Below are 19,604 nucleotides of genomic sequence, written 5' to 3'. Positions count from 1 at the left end.
CTCTGCAAATTTTTTCACACCCTTATCTTACTCGTTCAACCCCCTCTTGACAAACCCCCTTTTCATATAACATCATTAAAATAAACAAAATAATCTGAAAAGGGGCGTTTATATGCAGCGTTACCTTGCTCTATCATTAGCACTCATCCCTATTTCATTAGCTGTGTTTGGTATAAAGTTAATGAGAGATACTGTATTCGGGATTCTATTCCCACCAATCTCTATACTGTGGTTACAATTTTTAATCGGCGCTCTCTGCTTCGGGCTCGGGTTTTATATTTTTGGTGGCTTCGTCGTACACCGAGATCGTAAACGAAATAAAGTACAAGCTCGCTTCAGAAGATAGGAATGCCCCACTATTTATAAATAAAAAAATGAGACCGTTACACGCGGTCTCATTTTTTTATCGGCAATAACGTTCTTGCCGTTTCAGGGTAATCAGTAATAATCGCCGATATATTCATATCAAAATATTTACGCATAAGCGTTTCTTCATTAATTGTATAAGGGCGAACCTCTACACCACTTTCCATCGTTAGTTCAGCAATAGCATCTTGAAGGTAACGATAATTCGGATGTACTGCTGTAGCCCCCATTTTTTTCGCGTATGCCCACGGACTATGCAAACCTTCGCGATATAAAATTGCAGTTTGAATATCAGGAGCCATCATATGGCACCGTTTCATACTGTAGTGATTAAACGAAGAAAATACAACGCGATCCTCTAAACTAAATTTCCGTACAAGCGTTATAACTTCTTCCTCTAAACCTCTATATGGAATTTTATTATTTTTAAGTTCAATATTAAGTAGCAAACTCGTTTGTTCAAGCCACTCTAATACCTCTTCTAAAAGTGGTATTTTACAAAAACCTACTTTATCACCAAATTTATAACTTGCATCTAACTTACATAAGTCCTCATATACATAATTCCGAACCGCACCTTTTCCATTTGTAGTCCGGTCCACCGTTTCATCATGAATGACGACAACTTTTCCATCTTTCGTTAATTGAACATCAAGTTCAATTCCATCCGCTCTAAAAGACTCAGCCGCTTCAAATGAAAGCATTGTATTTTCTGGGTACGTTCCAGCCGCACCACGATGCGCAAATATAAGAGTCATCCTCACTCCCCCAATCTTATGCTATACTATACGAAAAAGGAGGTACTTCTATGAGACCATTGCAAATTTCTCCAGATACTGCAGTCCGCTTATCAAAAGCACTAGGTGTTCCACTTGAACAACTCATGCATATGCCGCAACACATTTTAATTCAAAAGCTAGTTGAATTAGAAAAACAAAATAAAGACGAAGAATAATACAGTCCTGTTTTGCAGGGCTTTTTATTATTTTCTATTATATCACGGATGACTTCCCTGCTAAAATCCTTTAACAGATGTGCTACGATGCGATTTAGCCGTTCCTTTATTATTTTTGTTACAAATCATAAAGAAAGCAGACTATTTATTTATAAGCCCCCATTGCGTCCTTAAACACGATCATAAAAAACTAGAAGCCCTTTATATTATTTTTTATTGAACGTGCGGAGCATCCCCTGATTCGTATAGTTCTTTCGCTTTTTCCTCCCCGAATGTAGTTAAAATATAATGTTGCTCTTCTACCGCATCCATCGCTCTAGTTGCTTTACAAACGTTATCTTCTTGAACATCCGAGAAATAATTGTGATCTTCTACAATTTTACTAAAATCTTTTTGTGCCCATCTATTAGCAATTGCTAATAGCTCATTTTTCTTCGAAAAGCTACTCTTATTTATGATTTCTTTTAATTTTTTAGCATTATTTTGAATCATTGGGATAGAGCCCGATTTTCGTTCTGCCACCACTTTTTGATGAGTCATGCGATGCATCGCTGTAATGACTTCTCTTTCAGTAGAATTTTCAGTAACATACACATCAACAAAGACCCCATCTACCTCTCTACCTACTATTGTTTGGTCTTCTTTTTTATCTATTTGAGCGCTCACTTCTTTATCTACTGGATTATCGGCAAGTTCTAACATCCCAAATGTAACTGCAATAGCAAGAACTCCCATAGCTGCTACTATTCCTAGCCAAGTTGAAATTTTATTTTTCATTCCCCTTCCCCCTATCTATATCTATTTAATTGTCTTATAAAAAACTCACTTACATGTAATATTACTAAAAATAGGTTTTATTTTCCATAATATCAAATAATCTCTTTTTCTAAACAAAATAAAAAAACCAACGAATTATAACATTCATTGGTCTTTCATTAAAAAGTTTATTAGTTTTAAAATTACTGTCGAGTATAGAGTTCCAGCATGCATCGGTTTTACTAAAACAAAAACCCTTTTCTACTTCTACTCTCAGCTAGCTTTATGTTCAAGTCTCAGCTTATCCGCAACCATTGCGATAAACTCAGAATTCGTAGGTTTTGCTTTTGACATGGATACTGTATAACCGAATAAGGACGAAATAGAATCAATATTCCCACGGCTCCACGCTACTTCAATCGCGTGACGAATTGCGCGCTCCACACGGCTTGCTGTTGTATTATATTTCTTTGCGATATCTGGATACAATACTTTCGTAATCGATCCTAATAATTCGATATCGTTGTATACCATGGAGATTGCTTCTCGTAAATACATATATCCTTTAATATGAGCGGGTACACCAATTTCATGAATGATACTCGTAATACTCGCATCTAAGTTTTTCGGTTTTCCATCTACTGTTGTTGCTGATCGGAATGATGGTAGTGGACGTTTAATCATAGCGTTTGCTTTACCACTCACTTGACGAATATGACTCGTTAAATTCTCCATATCAAATGGTTTTAATATGAAATATGAGGCACCTAAGTCAACTGCTTTTTTCGTCACATCTTCTTGCCCGAATGCTGTCAACATAATTACGCTAGGCTGTTTTAACCTTTCAATATGTCGCATTTTTTCCAATACAGCTAAACCATCTAAGTGTGGCATAATAATGTCTAAAACGAGTACATCAGGTTGCTTATCTGCTAATAAGTTTAAACACTCTTGACCATTATAAGCAGTACCGATTACTTCCATATCATCTTGAGCAGCTACATAGCTCTCTAACATTGATACTAGTTCTTTATTATCATCCACAAGACATACTTTAATTTTCTCCACAGCTTTTCCTCCCTTACCGAATCGATTCTCCGACATGTGTATCCTTCTAGGCTACATGAATTGTTCGACAATTGTGTGAAAATTCCCTTTTAAAGTTTCTTACTTTCCGATAAAATCACAAAAAAATATGTTTATCGTTCATTTATTCCCTTTCGCAACACATTCCATCATAGAAATACAACGAAACGTTCAACCCTTTTCTTTTATTTTACAACAAAAAACACCTCTTGCGGAGCTTTTACAAAATTTCAACGAATTTTTCAACAGAAAAAGCGAGCTAATATATATATTAGCTCGCTTTTTTCTCTTGATCATAAATATTAATTCCAGCTTGATGTAACATCCATTCAATATGAACACCATATCCTGATGTTGGATCATTTACAAATACATGCGTAACAGCACCAATTACTTTTCCATTTTGTACAATTGGACTTCCGCTCATCCCTTGTACGATACCGCCCGTTTTCGCTAATAGACGTTTATCTGTTACTTTTATTACCATACCCTTTGTGGCTGGGAATTTTTGTTGCACTGTACTAACAACTTCAATATCAAACGCTTCTACTTTATCTTGATCAATAACTGTTAATATTTTTGCCGGTCCTTCTTTTACTTGATGAGATAATGCGATAGGCATCGCTTTATCCATTATACCGTTTTTCATATTCGTATTTAATTTGCCAAAAATACCATATGGACTATTAATTGTAATATTGCCAATCACTTCACGATCTGGTGAGAATCTTGCTAATTTCTCCCCTGGATTCCCATGACTACCTCTTTCAATTGATGTGACTGTCGAGCGCATAATTTGTCCATCTTCGACTTGAATCGGCTTTTTCGTATCATTATCAGAAATAACATGACCAAGTGCCCCGTATTTCATAGAATCTGGATGAACAAATGTCATCGTTCCAATTCCAGCTGCCGAATCACGGATATACAAGCCAATTCGATAAGACGATTCACCGTTGTCTTTTTGTGGAGTTAGCTTCGTACGAATATATTTTCCATCTCTTAACAATACAAGATTAAGCGGTTCACCTGTTTCTCCACTATTATGAATAAACGGTGCTACATCACTCATTCTTTCAATTGTTTTACCATTAATTTCAGTAATCATATCTCCAATTTGTACACCTGCTGTTTCACCAGGAGATATTTTACCCTTTTCAGTTTGAATTAAATGATGGCCTACAACAAGTACACCTTTTGTATTTAATTTCACACCAATTGATTGTCCACCTGGAATTACTTTAAAATCTTTTAACACTTTCACATTTACTTTTTTCACTGGAAAACCAGCAAGCTGAAATACCATATCAGCTTCACCATTTTGATGAGAATTTACCATAAGTCCTTGTTTTTGTTCATTCGAACTCACTGTAAATACATGACGATTTGTGGATGAAGCTTTGAAAACTGGTAATGATGATATTTCTGATTGTTGTCCTTCAAAAACAACAAGTTGTTTCGGTGATGAAATAAACGTTCGAAGCGGTTTAAAACATCCAATAAAAACTAAAGAAACAAGGAGACAAAGACCTATTATTTTTCGAAATTTTTCTAATTTCAACTTGTTCACTCTCCTCGCTCCTACCCCACATTCAGCCTCTTGGCTTCACTTTTTAATCTCTCCTTGCAGTGCATTATTTATAACCGGAAGAATTAAGAAATCGTCATTTGAGAAAAAAAGCTATCCATTACTGGATAGCCTCTGCTGTCTGTTTAAAATGATGCGCTTGCGTAAGTAATTCTTTCGCATGCTCTGTCGTTAAATCTGTGATTTCTACACCAGAAATCATTCGAGCTATTTCTGTTACTTTATCCTCCATAGTTAAAACAGTAACTGATGTAATTGTCCGATCATTCGCTACTTGTTTTCGAATAAATAAATGTGAATCCGCCATTGAAGCTACTTGAGGTAAGTGCGTAATACAAAGTACTTGCGAGTTTACTGATACTCGATAAATTTTTTCCGCAATAGCCTGTGCGACTCGGCCACTTACACCCGTATCCACTTCATCAAAAATAACAGATGCAACCCCTTGATGCTTAGAAAAAATGCTTTTTAAAGCTAAAATAATACGAGATAACTCTCCGCCAGAAGCAACCTTTGAAAGTGGTTTTAGCGGCTCTCCTGGGTTCGTTGAAATATAAAATTCCACATGATCGTAACCATCCACCGTAAGTCTTACCGGTGCACCTTCCACAAGGGGTTCTTCTGCATTTCCTGCTCTCTTCATAATTCGCACTTCAAATTTCGTTTTTTCCATATATAATTCTTTTAATTCCTGATGAATTGCATTTGTAAGATGTTCTGCAAGCTCATGACGCATATTACTTAACAACGTTGCTTCTTTCAGAATAACACTCTCTAATTCCTTCAACTGTTTCTTCGTCGTTTCAATATGAACGTCTTTATTTTCAATTGTAAAAATTTCCTGTTCAATTTTATCTGCATACGCTAAAATCTCTTCTACAGTATTTCCATATTTTCTCTTTAGCATACGAATTTCATTCAAACGTGTTTCGATTTCATCTAAACGATTTGGATCATATTCCATCATATCGAGCTTTTCTCTCAGTTGATAGGCAACCTCTTCTAATAAGTAATAGCTATTTGCAATTGAATCATAATTCTCTTGATACATTTCATCTAAATGTGTAATACTTTCCATTTGTCCCATTGCACTTCTTACATTATCTAACCCTTGTCCGTCGGCACTTAACGAACGATATGCATCACCTAACGCTTTATAAATCTTTTCAAAATTAGAAATTTGCAATCGTTCCTCAGTTAATTCATTTTCTTCATCCATCTTTAAATCTGCCTTGCGAATTTCTTCATGCTGAAATTGAATTAAATCTAAGCGATGTGCCATTTGTTGTTCATTTTCACTTAACGATTTCAATTGTTTTTTTAATTTTTCATAGTCAGCGTATACATTTTGATATATGTCTAATTGTTTAACGATTCGATCCCCATCAAAGTGATCAAGCATAAACAGATGTCGTTCTTCATTCATTAAATCTTGTGTTTCGTGCTGTCCATGAATATCAACAAGTGATTTCCCAATTTCTTTTAATATGCTAAGTGTAACAAGCTTCCCATTTACACGACATACACTCTTTCCGTTCGCAGCAATATCACGCTTTAAAATAATCATGCCATCTTCTATTTCTATATCTAACTCTTCTGCCTTTTCAATACATGGATGCTTCTCATCTTCAACATAAAATAGCCCTTCAATCTCAGCCTTTTCTGTTCCATATCGAACAAATTCTGCTGATCCACGGCCACCTACAAGTAAACTAATCGCATCAATAATAATCGATTTTCCGGCCCCTGTTTCACCGCTTAAAACCGTTAAACCTTTTTGAAAAGAAATATTTAATGCTTCAATAATAGCAAAGTTTCTAATCGATAATTCCGATAACAATGCCCCATTCACCTCGTTATAAAATAATCCCTTACTAAAGGATTTTCTCAGTTCTTCATTCAAATAATCATGTTATATATTTGTATGTATATACTCTTCTAACCCGCTTCATTGTACCAAACATTTGTTTTACGGGTCAATCCATCTATTTTCTAACTTTATGCAAACAAAATATTATATTACAATTGAAAATTCATATTTTTAACCAATAAAAATATCTTGTTCACTTTCCACTTTACGATGGAAAGCAAACAAGATTTTTTGTTACAACATATTTAAGAAACGATCAGAGACAACACCTGTATCGTCAGGTGTACGGCAAATAATTAAGCAAGTATCATCACCACAGATGGTTCCGATGATCTCATCCCACTCTAAATGATCAATAAGTGCTCCAAGTGAATGAGCGTTACCAGGCAATGTTTTTAGCACAAGCATATGTCCTGCCGTGTCTAATTTTACAAATGAATCCACTAGATTTCGTTTTAATTTTTGTAACGGGTTAAATCGTTGATCTGCTGGCAAGCTATATTTATAGCGCCCATCATGTAATGGCACCTTCACTAAGTGCAGTTCTTTAATATCGCGCGATACTGTTGCTTGCGTTACATTAAATCCCTCATTACGTAAAATATCAACTAATTCATCTTGTGTTTCAATTTCTTTGTTTGCAATAATTTCCCTGATTTTAATATGGCGCTGACCTTTATTCATACATTTGCACCTCACACTATCTCTTACCATAGTTTAAACATTGGTATACTTCACTTATTTATGTTAACTTATAATTCGTTTCTTGTACACAATTGTTTTTACAATCATTATACAATTACAGCAAAAAGAGGAACAACATATGTTATTCCCCTTTCCCTTTTTGTTTTAGAACGTCATGCGCTTCTGTAACAACTTGCTCTATAGAAATCGGAGAATGATTTTCGCCATTCTCACGTTCACCATGCCATTTCAGATGAATTAAAAATTCAATATTACCGTCTCCACCCGTAATTGGTGAAAATGTTAAACCTTCCACATCATAGCCTTCTTTTAAAGCAAACTCGACAATCATTTCTACAACAGCTTCATGTACTTTTCTATCACGAACGATACCTTTTTTCCCAACTTGCTCTCTTCCAGCTTCAAACTGTGGTTTAATTAACGCCGCTACATCTCCGTTAGGCATAAGCATTGTTTTTAAAACTGGCAGTATAAGCTTTAATGATATAAATGAAACATCAATACTTGCAAATTGAGGTAAACCACGTTCTAAGTCTGCTGGTGTCACGTAACGGAAATTTGTTCGTTCCATTACAACAACACGCTCATCTTGACGTAATTTCCACGCTAGTTGATTGTATCCTACATCTAATGCATAAGATAATTTCGCTCCATTTTGAAGCGCACAATCTGTAAAGCCACCAGTTGATGAACCAATATCTATCATAACTTTATCTTGTAAATCAAGATGAAATGTCTCTAATGCCTTTTCAAGTTTATAACCACCACGACTTACATACGGCATAACTTGTCCCTTCACCGTAATCTCAGTATCTTGCGAGATTTTCTCTCCTGGCTTATCAAGTCTCATTTCATTTGCATATACGAGTCCCGCCATAATGGCGCGCTTTGCTTTCTCACGCGTTTCTATAAGTCCTCGCTCTACTAATAGTACATCTACTCTTTCTTTTTTTACGCTCATTTGTTACGCCCTTTTTTGTTTTGATGGAATCATTGTATGAATACGGTCTACGACAGCATCTGTCGTTAAACCAATTTCTTCTAATAATTTTGTTACACTTCCGTGCTCTATGAAGCGGTCTGGAATACCCATTCGTTCAACTAATGCACTATGGTAACCATTTTCAGATGCAAATTCAACTACTCCTGTTCCAAAACCACCAATTAAACAAGCTTCTTCAATCGTTAAAATCGGTATATTCTTTCCTAGAAGATCATGTAAATATGCTTCATCCATTGGTTTAATAAAGCGAGCATTCACTACTTTCACTGAAACTCCAGCTTTTTCAAGACGCTCAGCGGCTTCCATCGCCATTGGTATTGTCGTACCAAACGTTAAAATAGCTGCTTGTGTACCCTCTTTTAACGTCTCCCACGTACCGATCGGAATCGCCTTTAATTCTTCATCCATATGAACGCCAAGTCCATTACCGCGCGCATAACGCAATGCGATTGGTCCATCTTCATATTGCATCGCCGTATAAACTAAATGTTGCCCTTCATTTTCATCTTTCGGCATCATAAGCACCATATTTGGCAAGTGACGTAAGAATGAGATATCAAATACGCCTTGATGCGTTTCACCATCTGCTCCTACTAATCCTGAGCGATCTATTCCAATGAAAACATTTAAATTTTGGCGGCATATATCATGAACAACTTGGTCATATGCTCTTTGTAGAAATGTCGAATAAATTGCTAAGAATGGCTTCATTCCTTGCGTTGCCATACCTGCTGCCATCGTTGTAGCATGCTGTTCTGCAATACCTACATCAATCATACGATTTGGGAATTCTTTTTGGAATTTCTCAAGTTTTGATCCAACAGGCATTGCAGGTGTAATTGCTACGATACGCTCATCCGCTCTCGCTAGCTTAAGTACTGTTTCACTAACAACAGCACTCCATGCTGGTGCAACTTCTTTCGGCTTAACAAAGTCACCTGATTCAATTTTATAAGGTCCTGTTCCATGCCAAGTTCCAATAACGTCACTCTCGGCCGGTTTATAACCTTTTCCTTTTTTCGTAATAACGTGAACAAGCACTGGGCCTTTTGTTTTCTTTGCATATTGCAACGTTTCGAATAGCTTTTCATAATCATGCCCATCGACTGGACCTAAATATGTAAAGCCTAACTCTTCGAAAAAGACACCAGATACTAGTAAATATTTAAGACTATCTTTTATTTTCTCTGCTGTCGCAGCCACTTTCCCGCCAACTGCTGGGATTTTCTTTAATATATACTCTAATTCATCTTTTACCCAGTGATATTTTCCTGCGGTACGTAAACGACCAAGTACATTATGGAGCGCACCAACGTTTGGTGCAATTGACATTTCATTATCATTCAAAATAACAATCATATCTGTCTTTTCATGTCCAATATGGTTCAATGCCTCTAAAGCCATTCCGCCTGTTAAAGCACCATCTCCAATAATTGGTATAACATATTCTTTCGTTTTCTTTAAATCACGTGCCAGAGCCATTCCCATTGCAGCCGATAACGATGTCGAGCTATGACCAGTTTCCCATACGTCGTGCTCACTCTCACAACGTTTCGGAAAACCACATAGGCCTTGATATTGCCTTAATGTACCAAACTCTTTCGCGCGTCCAGTTAAAATTTTATGTACATAGGATTGATGTCCTACATCCCATAAAAATTTATCTTGCGGGCTATCAAATAATTTATGCAGAGCAATTGTGAGTTCTACTACACCTAAATTAGGCGCAATATGTCCACCTGTTTGAGAGAGCTCTTCAATTAAAAACTTACGAATATCCTCACTCAATCCCTCTAGTTCACTGATAGACATATCTTTCAAAAAACTAGGGTTTTGAATTTGCGTTAGATCCACATGGATCACTCACTTTCATTTCATAATCTGTCAACATGTCAAATATTATAAAAAACATTTACACAAAACAAGAAATTCTCTTTTCTATTTTTCGTCTTGTCCCGCTATTAACCAGTCTATTGCGCCCTAATCCTATTATAAACCATATTTCTTTAGGCGATGAAAAAAATAGCCGCTAACACGAAGTGATAACGGCAATGTAATCTACATATATTTTTGCCAATAACAAGAAAAGAAAAACCTTTTCCTACAGTTATATCATAAAATGATAAATGACTCAACAAATGAAAACGCTGTTATATTAGTTATTACGTTTTGCAATTAAATCGCAAATAGATAGTAAATATTCATCTTGTAATTGCAAGGAGCTAATCGCACCTTTTGCTTCTGCAATTGTTTCTTCTAAAATATCCTTTGCTCTATCTACAGTAAACAACGTCGTATATGTACTCTTTTCGTTAGAAAGATCACTACCAATCGGTTTCCCAATCTCTTCTTCGGTTCCTTCGACATCTAAAATATCATCTCGAATTTGGAAAGCTAGACCGATATATTTGGCAAACGTAAGCAACTTTTCTTCTTGCTCTTCTGTCGCATCAGAAAGTATCGCACCCGCAAGCACAGCAAATTCAAGCAGTTTTCCCGTCTTATGTTTATGGATGTACTCCAATTCATCAATCGTAAGGCGTTTCCCTTCAGCTTCCATATCTGCCACTTGTCCGCCAACCATTCCTTCTGGTCCTGCTGCTTTTGCAAGTTCAAGTACAAGTCTTACTTTTTTTTCGGCAGAAATTTCTTTTTGCTCATATGCCATAATTACTTGAAAAGCATACGTCAATAAGCCATCTCCTGCTAAAACTGCCATCGCTTCACCAAATACTTTGTGATTTGTGGGTTTTCCTCTTCTTAAATCATCATCATCCATACAAGGTAAATCATCATGAACTAAAGAATATGTATGAATCATTTCAAGAGCACAAGCTGCACCTACTCCAAGATTTCTTTCTTTCCCAAACGCTTGTAATGTTGCAAACAAAAGTAACGGGCGGAGACGTTTTCCACCCGCTTCCAAAGAATATGCCATCGCTTCACGAAGTACATTTGGACATTGTAATTCATTTGCATAGCTTACAAGTTTCTCTTCTACGAAAGTTTTACTTTCTTTCAAAAAAGTATCAAAAGCAATCGTCACTATGCTTCATCTCCTACAGCAGTAAACGGTTCAAGCTCTCCATCTTCCCCAAGAATAACTGCCATTTGTTCTTGTACATTCTTCAACTTCTCATCACAAAGCTTAGATAATTCCATGCCCTCTTTAAAATAAGAAATCGCTTCTTCTAACGGTACGTCACCTTGTTCTAGCTTAGAAACAAGATGCTCAAGTTGCGAAATTGCCTCTTCAAAGCTTAATTTATTTTCCATTATTCAATTCACGCTCCTCTATGCCTGATACGCTACAATCTAGTATTCCATCTTGTAATTGAACTGAAACAGCATCTCCAAGGCTTACATCTTTCACACTTTTTAACACTTGCTTCTCTTCATCATATACAAGCCCGTACCCTCTCATCATTACTTTAAGCGGACTTAACGCTTCAAGTTTTTGAGCAGCTCTTACAAAGGCAAATTCTTTCGTTTGAAGTAACGTTTGCATTTCACGTTGTAATTGCTTTTGCAACGTTTCAACAGCTACCTTTGTTTGCATAATTTTTTGAGATGGGTGGTGCTTCTCTAAATAAAATGAAAGTTGCTTTAACTGATTCACCTTTTTATCAATATAGCGCTCTTTCGCTAAAACAAGCTGTTCTAGCGCTCTATCTAATTGCTCTTCCTTTTGCTCATATACTTGTCTTGGATAACGGAACGCATACGATTTTTGCAACACTTGTAGTTTTTCTTCTTTTTTATGTACTAACTCTCTCATCGCTCTTTGCAATCTCAGAGTTCTTTGCAATACCTTTTCTTGTAACTCTATAATGTTAGGTGCTGCCAGCTCAGCTGCTGCAGTCGGTGTTGGCGCGCGTAAATCTGCAACAAAGTCTGCGATTGTAAAATCCGTTTCATGGCCTACTGCCGAAATAATAGGAATTTCACTCTTAAAGATTGCTCTTGCAACCATTTCCTCATTGAAAGCCCATAATTCCTCAATAGAACCTCCACCACGGCCAACGATTAGTACATCTATCTCTCCCATTTCATTCGCTGTACGAATCGCTTGTACAATCGAGGGAGCCGCTGACTCCCCTTGTACAAGTACCGGAAATACAATAACATTCCCAATTGGATAACGACGTTTAATCGTTGTTATAATATCACGAATCGCTGCTCCTGTTGGCGACGTAATCACACCTATTGTTTTAGCGTAAGGAGGAATTGCTTTTTTATAAACTTGAGAAAAAAGTCCTTCTTCTTCTAAACGAACTTTTAACTGTTCGTACGCTAAATGTAAATTTCCGACTCCGTCAGGCTGCATGTCTTGAATATAAATTTGATAAGAACCACTCGCCTCGTAAACAGAGATTTTCCCTTTCACGAGTACCTTCATCCCATTTTCAGGTTTGAATTTAATATTACGATTATGACCCGCAAACATAACCGCTGCGATTCTTGCATTTTCATCTTTCAATGTAAAATACATGTGGCCACGGCTATGATTTTTAAAGTTGGAAATTTCACCTTTTAACCAAACAGACTGCAAATGCGGATCATATTCTATTTTTGTTTTTATATAGCGTGTTAACGCTGTAACGGTTAAATATTGCTTCTCCATTTCTCTCTCCTCATAGCCGACTCAAATTATTTACAAACGACACCTGCACGTTTGGCAGATTCAACAGTATTATGAAGAAGCATTGTGATTGTCATTGGACCAACACCCTTTGGCACAGGTGTAATGTAACCCGCAACATTTAACACGTTGTCAAAATCAACATCACCACAAAGTTTCCCTGTTTCTAAACGGTTTACACCAACGTCAATTACAACCGCTCCTTCTTTAATATAATCCGCTGTTATCATTTTAGGTCGTCCAACAGCTACGATTAAAATATCCGCTAACTTCGATAACTCTTTCATATTTTGCGTCTTAGAATGACAATATGTGACAGTTGCATTTTCATTTAAGAACAATTGTCCCACTGGTTTACCGACAATATTACTTCTTCCAATTACTACTACATGTTTTCCAGAAATATCAAGATTCGTTTCTTTTACTAATTCTACAATACCGTGCGGTGTACATGGAAGGAATGTATCTTGTCCCGTCATCATACGTCCCACGCTAATTGGGTGAAATCCATCTACATCCTTTTCTGGTGAAATTCTTTCAATGATAGCTTTTTCTTCAATATGTTTCGGTAAAGGTAATTGCACTAATATGCCATTAATACGGCCATCGCCATTTAAGCGATCGATTTCAGCAAGCAAGCGTTCCTCAGTAATTGTTTCAGGAAGTTCAATTAGCTCTGAGTAAATCCCTACTTGTTCACAGCCTTTTTCTTTTCCTTTTACATAAGAACGAGATGCTGGATCTTCTCCAACTAAAATAACTGCTAATCCTGGTTCAATCCCTTGCTCTTTCAACTTCACAACTTCTTCTGTTAATTGTGCTCGTTTTTTCTCCGCAACTTCATTTCCTTTGATGATTACTGCTACCATTTTAAGATTCCCCCTTAAAGAATTTACAGTGTATCTTTTATATTAGATAAAACGCCGTTAATAAAACGACGAGATTCCTCATCCCCAAATGTTTTAGCAATTTCAATTGCTTCGTTAATTGTTACGTTGTGTGGAATTTCTTCCATGTATTTCATTTCATACACAGCTACACGTAAAATACTGCGATCAACAATACTAATACGCTCAAGCTTCCACTTTTTTAAGTTTTGACGAATCGCTTCATCGATTGCTTCTTTATTTTCTACAAAACCTACTACAAGTGACTCTAGAAACTCATTTGTTTCTTCGCCTTCATCTAGCGTGTTTTCCACTGCTACTTTCGGTTCTAATTCACCTGTAATATCCATTTGGTATAATGCTTGCATTGCTCTTTCTCTAGCCGTCCTACGTTTCATTGTAACTCTCCTTTATGCTTCAAGTCTTTCCTTATACTTTGTTATATTATTATAATTTATAAGCCGTCAATTCACTTACTCTTACAGTTTTCATTGATTTTCCAACCTTATAATACAATGATAATAACACAATTTATCGTTTCACACACGGGTTACAAGGCTGAAAAATAATAAAAAGATTAACTTCAAGTTCCATATCTTATCACAATGTACGTTTTTTGGAAAAACGACACATTTTCTTTTTTATTTCTTTTTTTTTGAAATAGTATAATAATTAGAGGATTGTAATTTGTGAAGAAATGAAACGATAAAAAAGATGCCTATGTTACTAGGCACCTTTTCATTCTTACACTGGTTCGATTTCTGTTTTTTGTGTTTCGAATGTTACGCCAACGATGTGAACATTCACTTCTTTTGGCTCAAGTCCTGTCATTGTAAAGAGCGCTTGGCGAATATTGTCTTGAATCTTTTGAGCAACAACTGGAATTGCTACACCAAAATACATTACAACATAAAGGTCAACGATAATATCTTCGTTTGCTAATTCAACCTTTACACCTTTACCATGATTTTTCTTACCTAACTTCTCAACAACATCTGTAGCAAAATTACCGCGCATTGCCGCTACACCTTCTACTTCAGCAGCTGCAATACCTGCAATTACTTCAATTACTTCTGGTGCAATTTCTACTTTACCAAGAGTTGTATCTTGACCCATATCTAACATATGTTCAGCCATGAAAAAAACCTCCTTTAATGTATCACTGCGTCACAAGTTCATGCTCTTCCAAAAATTTCGTATTAAACTCACCTTTTACAAAATCAGGATGATCTAGCAATTGCAAATGGAACGGGATTGTTGTATGTACGCCTTCAATGACAAATTCACTAAGTGCGCGCTTCATTTTTGCAATTGCCTCTTCACGTGTTTTTCCGTGAACAATTAATTTAGCAACCATCGAATCATAGAAAGGTGGGATTGAATATCCCGGATATACAGCTGAATCGACGCGAATACCAAATCCTCCTGGTGGTAAGTACATTTCTACTTTACCTGGAGATGGCATGAATTTTTTGGCAGGGTTTTCCGCATTAATTCGACATTCAATTGCCCAACCATTAAATTGTACTTCTTCTTGCTGTAACGATAACTTTTCTCCTGAAGCAACAAGAATTTGTTCTTTAATTAAGTCCATTCCCGTTACCATTTCAGTAACTGGATGCTCAACCTGAATTCTCGTATTCATCTCCATGAAATAAAAGGTTTTCGTTTTATATTCATAAATAAACTCAACCGTACCAGCACCTGTATAATCAACCGCTACCGCCGCTTTAACTGCCGCTTCACCCATCTGCTTGCGAATATCTTCATCAAGTGCAGGTGATGGACTTTCTTCTAATAGTTTTTGCAAACGGCGCTGAATTGTACAATCACGCTCTCCTAAATGAATGGCATTTCCGTGTGTATCTGCCATTATTTGAATCTCAACATGGCGGAAATCTTCAACGTACTTTTCTAAGTATACACCAGGGTTCCCAAAAGCGGTACTAGCTTCTTGCTGTGTAATTTGAATTCCTTTTATAAGCTCTTCTTCATGGCGTGCAACACGAATACCTTTTCCGCCGCCACCTGCAGTCGCTTTAATAATGACTGGATATCCAATTTGATTAGCAAGCTCGATCGCTTCTTCGGTATTTTTAATAATCCCTTGTGAACCTGGTACAATCGGAACCCCTGCTTCTTTCATTGTATCACGAGCAACGTCTTTTGTGCCCATCTTTGAAATAGCTTCTGGACTTGGACCGATAAAAATCAAGTTACATTCACGGCATAACTCTGCGAAATCTGCATTCTCTGCTAAAAATCCGTATCCCGGATGAATAGCATCGCAGCCTGTTAACTTCGCAACGCTAATAATATTCGTCAAATTTAAATAGCTTTCTTTCGAAATCGTTGGTCCTACACAATACGCCTCATCTGCAATCTGTACGTGAAGTGACTCTTTATCTGCTTCTGAATAAATTGCAACTGTTTCAATGTCCATTTCTTTACAAGCACGAATAATTCGTACAGCAATTTCCCCACGATTGGCTATTAATACTTTTTTTATCATCACAAAGACTCCCTTATTACGCTTTTACAAGAAATAGCGGTTGTCCATACTCAACAAGCTGTCCGTTATTAACAAGAATTTCAACAATTTCGCCCTCTACATCAGCATCAATTTCGTTAAATAACTTCATAGCCTCGACAATACATACGATAGAATCTTTCGATACTCTATCCCCAATACTTACATATGGAGGTGTATCAGGTGAAGATGAAGAATAGAATGTACCTACCATTGGTGAGGTAATCTTATGTAGGTTTTCATCTTGAACAGTTTTCTTCTCTTCTTGCTTCGGTGCTTCTGCTTGCGCTGCTGCTACTGTCGTTTCAACTTCAACAGGCGCTACTGGTTGCATAGCTTGTTTTGCTGCAGGTGCTTGCACAGCAACAACTTCATTACCACGCTTTTTCATTTTGATTGTTGTACCGTCTTTTTTGTATTCAAATTCATCAATATTAGAGCTATCAATTAATTTAATTAATTCACGAACTTCTTGAATTTTAAACATGTAAAATCCACTCCCATACTCTTGTTTGTCCCGTTTTTACAGATTCTCGTCACAAAACTAGATTGACTGTAAAAATACGATGTATTCTATTAGAAAATATATTTCATTAACTAATAGAAATATTTACTATTTCCATCTTACGATAAATTTTTTAAACATTCCAATTTATATTTCTTTATAATAAATCGAAACTCCTGTAAAAAATATTATTCCAATAAAAAATTATTACCTAGTAATAATACCAAGTTTCACACGAAATTGGCAAGACCACTTCAAAAAAAAACATTCACTACTTTTGCAAAACGTTACATAGCAAACACGCCATTCCCTCTCCACTCTTCACCACATCTATAGTCAATAACATATTTTTACCAAATATTAATTTTTGTTTACACGCCGTTCATCATTCCTTCATATAAGAATAGTATGTTCAAAGTGTAGAAAATATATTGTGCTGAGGTGTGGAAATATGATATGGCTCATCCTCTTTTTACCTGCCGTAATCGTTTGGGCATGTGTTCTTTGCATCCACGTCAAATCCGGAAAAAGTAATCATCAGTACCATGAACCATTAATCTTTTACTCACAACGTGTTTCTCCATTCCGAGTTGAACATAGTAAAAATAACTACAAAGACAAAATAGAAAAAAGCTATCGAAAATGATAGCTTTTTTCTATTCACACGTACTTACATACTCTATTCCACTATTTGCATACCCTTTGCTTAGTAAAAGGTAATAATCCGCAGGGAAACCCCCTACGGATTAAAGTTTCACTTATTTCGCTGGTGGATCAAATTTCACACCTACATCTTTTGATCCGCCTTCACTTCTTACAAGTTGAATAATTTTATTTGCTTCTTTCTGTGAATGTTTTGCCGCTTTAACCGTTACTCTAATATCTGTACCATCAGCTCTTACAAGAGCATCTGGATATCCTCCTTGAGATTTAATTACTGTCTCAAGTAATTCTTGCTTCGTTTCCATTGTAGTGATTGCATCAAAGTTATCTTTCGCTTTACTCTTTTCTGTTGCTGAAGATTTCGAAGAATTCATCACTTCTTGTAATTTTGCTTTCGCTTCACTACGTTGATCTTCCATTTGCATACGTAAGGCTGTGAAATTCTCATCACTTGATTGAACTGATACATTACCCTCTTTTTTACTTGTTTCTTTTTTAGTATTTTCTTTTTTGTCTGTTTCTTTATTTGTTGTTTCCTTGCTTGTATTTTCTTTTTTCGGGGTTTCTTTAGGTGCTTCGTTTGTTACTGCTTTATCAGTACCTTGTTTTTCTTGTCCAATCTTTTCACCTGTTGCCGGCGATGCTGTATTCATTTTGTCAGGAGTTGTCACGTAATACACAGATAGTACAACAACTAAACTTAACATCGTTAATAGCCAAACTGTTTGTTTTTTTAACACTTTATTTCCTCCCTATCAATTTTTCGGTGAAACTGAAACGCGATGGGCTGGTACATCTAGCAGCCTTATCACAGCTTCTTTTACCATTGCTTTAACTTGTATATTATCCACTCCCTTTGCTACGACAAGAACACCACGTACTTTCGGCTTCTCTGTTCGTAAAACAACAGGAGTTTCTTTATCCCCTTCACGTATAATGACAGTCTTTTCATCAAGAGACTCGTCCTCTACTTCTCTCTTACCGCCTGTTTTATCTGTTTCACCTGTTGTTTGTGAGCGTTTCACTGTATTTTTTTCTAAAATTTTTTCTTCAGATGAATCTAAATTCACTTTAATCGTTACGTCTTTTACTCCTGCTATTTCTTCTAAAGCAGCTTTTAATTCTTGTTCATACGCTTTTTCATATTTTTCTACATTTGACATACTATCATTATTTTTTTGTCCGAAAGTTGGTAAGTCTTTTTCTTGGTTTTGAGTTTTTTGTTCTTTAAATACAGGTACTTCTTCTTTTTTACTTGAAAATAGACTACTAGAAAACATAAGCAAAATTCCAAGTATGAGTAGGACAAGTAAAAACTTAGGTGTTACCTTTTTACCCTTCTCGTTGCTTTCTTTTTGATCCCCATTCAATAAGTTTCGAAAAAATGAGAACTTCGAATTTTTATCTTTATTGTCCATTTACTCTACCTGTCCTCCCTTCCATTTGAACTTGGATTTGTTTACCCTCTAGTTGCCACCTGCTTGAAAAGAAATCTTTCATTTCCACATTCGTTTCTTCCACTTTTTTTGGAGGCTCTTTCGTATTAATTTCAATTGGCTTTACTGTTTCGATTGCATCATTTTTACTGCGTTCTTTTTCTTTCAACGTCACAACAACAGATTGAATATCTTTCGCCGACTTTACTTCTTCTGTATTTTCTGCTGCGACTATTTGTATTTCAGAGATAGTCATACCATACTTTTTCTCAAACTCTTTTCCTACTTCTTTTTTCATTTTGGTAGCCATCTCTTCTAAACTATATGCACGTGTTAGAGCTTGTATTTCTTTTTTCTTCGAATCTATTGAATTTTTTACAGATCCTTCTGCTACGTACTTTTCTTCATTAAAATTTGCAATTACTTCATTTACATCTGTCTGCAATAATTTAAAAAGAGGCGTTAAAATTAATACAACTAACAAAAGACTTACAACAAATTTAACGTATTTTTGCAAATTCGAATTTGGAAGAATAAGATGAAGCATTGTCGCTAAGAGCAAAAAAACGATAATATTTCTAATCCACTCTGTAACAAATTGCATACTCTTCA

The 19,604-nt window shown here is 36.1% G+C and carries 22 protein-coding genes; 3 read left to right on the top strand and 19 right to left on the bottom strand.

Annotated elements, in window-relative coordinates:
• Positions 1-112 precede the first annotated feature (112 nt).
• Complete coding sequence (locus MHI28_RS26300; RefSeq protein WP_001190195.1) at positions 113-346, top strand: DUF2627 domain-containing protein; 234 nt, start codon at positions 113-115, stop codon at positions 344-346.
• Positions 347-395: 49 nt separating this feature from the next.
• Here MHI28_RS26300 and MHI28_RS26295 read toward each other — a convergent pair whose 3' ends face one another.
• Positions 396-1,124 (bottom strand): glycerophosphodiester phosphodiesterase, encoded by a 729-nt coding sequence (locus MHI28_RS26295; protein ID WP_000172594.1) that lies wholly within the window; start codon positions 1,122-1,124, stop codon positions 396-398.
• Between the two features lie 50 nt (positions 1,125-1,174).
• Here MHI28_RS26295 and MHI28_RS26290 point away from each other — a divergent pair, with 50 nt between their 5' ends.
• The gene (locus MHI28_RS26290; RefSeq protein ID WP_001247671.1) at positions 1,175-1,321 is read left to right on the top strand and encodes a YycC family protein; all 147 of its coding nucleotides are present in this window, start codon (positions 1,175-1,177) and stop codon (positions 1,319-1,321) included.
• Positions 1,322-1,534: 213 nt separating this feature from the next.
• On the opposite strand, the gene MHI28_RS26285 is transcribed toward MHI28_RS26290, so the two are convergent.
• From MHI28_RS26285 to accB, 15 genes are all read right to left on the bottom strand, one after another.
• Positions 1,535-2,098 carry a PRK06770 family protein gene (locus tag MHI28_RS26285; RefSeq protein ID WP_000791083.1) on the bottom strand — a complete coding sequence of 188 codons (564 nt, stop codon included), beginning with the start codon at positions 2,096-2,098 and terminating at the stop codon, positions 1,535-1,537.
• Between the two features lie 252 nt (positions 2,099-2,350).
• Positions 2,351-3,145, bottom strand: a complete 795-nt coding sequence (gene spo0A, locus MHI28_RS26280; protein WP_014894889.1) for a sporulation transcription factor Spo0A — start codon at positions 3,143-3,145, stop codon at positions 2,351-2,353.
• A 289-nt stretch (positions 3,146-3,434) separates the two neighbouring features.
• Positions 3,435-4,733 carry a SpoIVB peptidase gene (spoIVB, locus tag MHI28_RS26275; RefSeq protein ID WP_002000940.1) on the bottom strand — a complete coding sequence of 433 codons (1,299 nt, stop codon included), beginning with the start codon at positions 4,731-4,733 and terminating at the stop codon, positions 3,435-3,437.
• 118 nt (positions 4,734-4,851) lie between these two features.
• A complete protein-coding gene (gene recN / locus MHI28_RS26270) occupies positions 4,852-6,591 on the bottom strand; it encodes a DNA repair protein RecN (protein ID WP_000947759.1) in 1,740 nt (579 codons plus the stop codon).
• 264 nt (positions 6,592-6,855) lie between these two features.
• Positions 6,856-7,305, bottom strand: coding sequence for an arginine repressor ArgR (gene argR / locus MHI28_RS26265; RefSeq protein WP_001032580.1), 450 nt, complete (start codon positions 7,303-7,305; stop codon positions 6,856-6,858).
• A 142-nt stretch (positions 7,306-7,447) separates the two neighbouring features.
• The gene (locus tag MHI28_RS26260; RefSeq protein WP_000111874.1) at positions 7,448-8,287 is read right to left on the bottom strand and encodes a TlyA family RNA methyltransferase; all 840 of its coding nucleotides are present in this window, start codon (positions 8,285-8,287) and stop codon (positions 7,448-7,450) included.
• Positions 8,288-8,290: 3 nt separating this feature from the next.
• Complete coding sequence (gene dxs, locus MHI28_RS26255) at positions 8,291-10,183, bottom strand: 1-deoxy-D-xylulose-5-phosphate synthase (RefSeq protein ID WP_000366457.1); 1,893 nt, start codon at positions 10,181-10,183, stop codon at positions 8,291-8,293.
• Positions 10,184-10,484: 301 nt separating this feature from the next.
• Complete coding sequence (gene ispA, locus MHI28_RS26250; protein WP_000150374.1) at positions 10,485-11,375, bottom strand: (2E,6E)-farnesyl diphosphate synthase; 891 nt, start codon at positions 11,373-11,375, stop codon at positions 10,485-10,487.
• On the bottom strand, positions 11,375-11,605 hold the full coding sequence (gene xseB / locus MHI28_RS26245; protein WP_000428424.1) for an exodeoxyribonuclease VII small subunit: 231 nt from the start codon (positions 11,603-11,605) through the stop codon (positions 11,375-11,377). The genes ispA and xseB overlap by 1 nt, the downstream gene beginning before the upstream one ends.
• Complete coding sequence (gene xseA / locus MHI28_RS26240; protein ID WP_000415249.1) at positions 11,595-12,953, bottom strand: exodeoxyribonuclease VII large subunit; 1,359 nt, start codon at positions 12,951-12,953, stop codon at positions 11,595-11,597. Before xseA ends, xseB begins: the two co-directional genes overlap by 11 nt.
• Before the next feature lie 26 nt (positions 12,954-12,979).
• The gene (gene folD, locus MHI28_RS26235; RefSeq protein WP_000226725.1) at positions 12,980-13,840 is read right to left on the bottom strand and encodes a bifunctional methylenetetrahydrofolate dehydrogenase/methenyltetrahydrofolate cyclohydrolase FolD; all 861 of its coding nucleotides are present in this window, start codon (positions 13,838-13,840) and stop codon (positions 12,980-12,982) included.
• A gap of 23 nt (positions 13,841-13,863) precedes the next feature.
• A complete protein-coding gene (gene nusB / locus MHI28_RS26230) occupies positions 13,864-14,256 on the bottom strand; it encodes a N utilization substance protein NusB (protein ID WP_000830247.1) in 393 nt (130 codons plus the stop codon).
• 346 nt (positions 14,257-14,602) lie between these two features.
• Positions 14,603-14,995 carry an Asp23/Gls24 family envelope stress response protein gene (locus tag MHI28_RS26225; protein WP_000807630.1) on the bottom strand — a complete coding sequence of 131 codons (393 nt, stop codon included), beginning with the start codon at positions 14,993-14,995 and terminating at the stop codon, positions 14,603-14,605.
• A 22-nt stretch (positions 14,996-15,017) separates the two neighbouring features.
• On the bottom strand, positions 15,018-16,370 hold the full coding sequence (gene accC / locus MHI28_RS26220; protein WP_000592870.1) for an acetyl-CoA carboxylase biotin carboxylase subunit: 1,353 nt from the start codon (positions 16,368-16,370) through the stop codon (positions 15,018-15,020).
• A 16-nt stretch (positions 16,371-16,386) separates the two neighbouring features.
• Positions 16,387-16,875 carry an acetyl-CoA carboxylase biotin carboxyl carrier protein gene (accB, locus tag MHI28_RS26215; protein ID WP_000472862.1) on the bottom strand — a complete coding sequence of 163 codons (489 nt, stop codon included), beginning with the start codon at positions 16,873-16,875 and terminating at the stop codon, positions 16,387-16,389.
• 469 nt (positions 16,876-17,344) lie between these two features.
• Between accB and MHI28_RS26210 the strand changes: the two genes are divergently transcribed.
• Positions 17,345-17,539 (top strand): hypothetical protein, encoded by a 195-nt coding sequence (locus MHI28_RS26210; RefSeq protein WP_003309905.1) that lies wholly within the window; start codon positions 17,345-17,347, stop codon positions 17,537-17,539.
• A 112-nt stretch (positions 17,540-17,651) separates the two neighbouring features.
• On the opposite strand, the gene MHI28_RS26205 is transcribed toward MHI28_RS26210, so the two are convergent.
• From MHI28_RS26205 to spoIIIAF, 3 genes are read right to left on the bottom strand one after another with little or no spacing between them, the layout of a single operon-like run.
• Positions 17,652-18,296, bottom strand: coding sequence for a SpoIIIAH-like family protein (locus MHI28_RS26205; protein ID WP_000914711.1), 645 nt, complete (start codon positions 18,294-18,296; stop codon positions 17,652-17,654).
• Positions 18,297-18,311: 15 nt separating this feature from the next.
• Entirely contained in the window at positions 18,312-18,974 is a 663-nt protein-coding gene (gene spoIIIAG, locus MHI28_RS26200) for a stage III sporulation protein AG (protein WP_000368886.1), read from the bottom strand.
• Positions 18,964-19,596 carry a stage III sporulation protein AF gene (gene spoIIIAF / locus MHI28_RS26195; protein WP_001161034.1) on the bottom strand — a complete coding sequence of 211 codons (633 nt, stop codon included), beginning with the start codon at positions 19,594-19,596 and terminating at the stop codon, positions 18,964-18,966. Before spoIIIAF ends, spoIIIAG begins: the two co-directional genes overlap by 11 nt.
• Between the last annotated feature and the right edge of the window lie 8 nt (positions 19,597-19,604).

The organism is Bacillus sp. FSL K6-0268, assembly GCF_038005425.1.
In the GTDB taxonomy this organism is placed as follows: domain Bacteria; phylum Bacillota; class Bacilli; order Bacillales; family Bacillaceae_G; genus Bacillus_A; species Bacillus_A thuringiensis_S.
This window is presented reverse-complemented; position numbering and strand designations above follow the sequence as displayed.

Excerpts from the sequence above, each read along its gene's own strand:
- MHI28_RS26300 (WP_001190195.1), top strand. The coding sequence starts at position 113 with ATGCAGCGTTACCTTGCTCTATCATTAGCACTCATCCCTATTTCATTA.
- MHI28_RS26295 (WP_000172594.1), bottom strand. The coding sequence starts at position 1,124 with ATGACTCTTATATTTGCGCATCGTGGTGCGGCTGGAACGTACCCAGAA.
- MHI28_RS26290 (WP_001247671.1), top strand. The coding sequence starts at position 1,175 with ATGAGACCATTGCAAATTTCTCCAGATACTGCAGTCCGCTTATCAAAA.
- MHI28_RS26285 (WP_000791083.1), bottom strand. The coding sequence starts at position 2,098 with ATGAAAAATAAAATTTCAACTTGGCTAGGAATAGTAGCAGCTATGGGA.
- argR (WP_001032580.1), bottom strand. The coding sequence starts at position 7,305 with ATGAATAAAGGTCAGCGCCATATTAAAATCAGGGAAATTATTGCAAAC.
- MHI28_RS26260 (WP_000111874.1), bottom strand. The coding sequence starts at position 8,287 with ATGAGCGTAAAAAAAGAAAGAGTAGATGTACTATTAGTAGAGCGAGGA.
- xseB (WP_000428424.1), bottom strand. The coding sequence starts at position 11,605 with ATGGAAAATAAATTAAGCTTTGAAGAGGCAATTTCGCAACTTGAGCAT.
- xseA (WP_000415249.1), bottom strand. The coding sequence starts at position 12,953 with ATGGAGAAGCAATATTTAACCGTTACAGCGTTAACACGCTATATAAAA.
- folD (WP_000226725.1), bottom strand. The coding sequence starts at position 13,840 with ATGGTAGCAGTAATCATCAAAGGAAATGAAGTTGCGGAGAAAAAACGA.
- nusB (WP_000830247.1), bottom strand. The coding sequence starts at position 14,256 with ATGAAACGTAGGACGGCTAGAGAAAGAGCAATGCAAGCATTATACCAA.
- MHI28_RS26225 (WP_000807630.1), bottom strand. The coding sequence starts at position 14,995 with ATGGCTGAACATATGTTAGATATGGGTCAAGATACAACTCTTGGTAAA.
- accC (WP_000592870.1), bottom strand. The coding sequence starts at position 16,370 with ATGATAAAAAAAGTATTAATAGCCAATCGTGGGGAAATTGCTGTACGA.
- accB (WP_000472862.1), bottom strand. The coding sequence starts at position 16,875 with ATGTTTAAAATTCAAGAAGTTCGTGAATTAATTAAATTAATTGATAGC.
- MHI28_RS26210 (WP_003309905.1), top strand. The coding sequence starts at position 17,345 with ATGATATGGCTCATCCTCTTTTTACCTGCCGTAATCGTTTGGGCATGT.
- spoIIIAG (WP_000368886.1), bottom strand. The coding sequence starts at position 18,974 with ATGGACAATAAAGATAAAAATTCGAAGTTCTCATTTTTTCGAAACTTA.
- spoIIIAF (WP_001161034.1), bottom strand. The coding sequence starts at position 19,596 with ATGCAATTTGTTACAGAGTGGATTAGAAATATTATCGTTTTTTTGCTC.